The sequence below is a fragment of the Nocardiopsis sp. TNDT3 genome, assembly GCF_003427465.1.
GTDB classification, from domain to species: domain Bacteria; phylum Actinomycetota; class Actinomycetes; order Streptosporangiales; family Streptosporangiaceae; genus Nocardiopsis; species Nocardiopsis dassonvillei.
Genome location: NZ_QPFC01000860.1, coordinates 1 through 1,288, shown reverse-complemented (window position 1 = coordinate 1,288; position 1,288 = coordinate 1). Strand labels below are relative to the sequence as shown.

The 1,288-nt window shown below is 72.0% G+C and carries 1 protein-coding gene; it reads right to left on the bottom strand.

Annotation, left to right across the window (positions count from 1 at the left end; all coding sequences use genetic code 11):
- Positions 1-102: 102 nt before the first annotated feature.
- The gene (locus DQW06_RS20675) at positions 103-942 is read right to left on the bottom strand and encodes an alpha/beta fold hydrolase (protein WP_232833101.1); all 840 of its coding nucleotides are present in this window, start codon (positions 940-942) and stop codon (positions 103-105) included.
- Between the last annotated feature and the right edge of the window lie 346 nt (positions 943-1,288).

Below are 1,288 nucleotides of genomic sequence, written 5' to 3'. Positions count from 1 at the left end.
CGCGCGGCGCGGGCGTCGGGTTCGCCCGCGCCGCAGGGCTTCCTCACCCGTGCCGCACGGCCCGACGCCGCCACCGCGCCGGACCGGATCCGGCGCCGGGCCTCAGGCGCCCTCCGTCAGGACACGGCGCAGGACGGCGGCGAAGGCGTCGGGGTCGCCCTCCATGCCGAACTCGCCGCCGAGGAAACCGGCGTGGTGGCTGGGGAAGGTCACGACCGCCGTTCCGAGCCGCTCGGCCACGGCCTCGGCCGCCCGGTTGCACAGCTCACCCCCGCTTTCGGCCCCGGCGCCGACGACGATGCGCGTCGACGCCGCGCGCAGCCGGTCGACGTCGTGCTGGAAGTGGGTGCACGGGATGAGCTGCCCGAGCATCGGGTCGTCGCGGGAACCGTCGTCCTCGGCGGGCAGTCCGAAATCGGCGGGGTTCGGAGCGGGCCGGTCGGCGAAGTCGGCCGGAAGCGGCTCCTCGTGGTTGACGAGCGTGAGGAACTTCGCCATCGCGGGGCCCAGGCCGTCGCGTTCGTACGTTCGGCGGACGTCCACGCTCGCGGCCAGCGCCCGTTCCCGGTCCGGCAGCATCTGGACGGCGGGCGGTTCGTGCGCCACGAGAGTGCGTACCTGCCCCGGATGCCGGGCCACCAGGGCCAGGGCGTTGACGGCGCCGCCGCTGCTGGCGAAGAGGTCCACCGGCCCGGCGCCGAGGGCCGAGACCAGCCGGTGCAGGTCGTCCGCGTGCTCCTCGGGTGTGTCCCCGGCCCCGCCGTCGGCGCGCTCGCTGCGCCCGAACCCGCGGGGATCGTAGGTCACGACCGTGCGGTCGGTGAAGTGCCGGGCCAGGGTGGTGAACCCGCTGGCGTCCATCGGAGAGCCGATCAGCAACAGGACGGGCGATCCGGCTGACGAGCCGCTCCGAACGTCGTAGCGCAGAACTGCGCCCGGCACGTCCAGGGTGTGCGTCCTCCTTGGCCGGGCGCCCGGACTCGGCCACGCCGTGGGACGTAGCGCCGTGAACGGGGAGGCCCGCACGGCGAAGACCATCCACGACCGAGATTTTATTGTTAACTATATTCACAAGATAACTGTGTATCTTAGTTTCAATACTATCGCGGCAAGCTCTTGATGGTGTGACGGCGGCGGGGGCCTTCGGGTTGGCCTGGCTCGGCTGTCCGTCTCCAGACAGGGCTTTGGTCCCGAAAGGGATGCGGTTCTGCCACGGCGGATCGAAGGACGCGGCGACGAAGGGAAATCCGCCTCCGAGGACGTCCGCGCTTTCCCCCGCCCTCCCCGG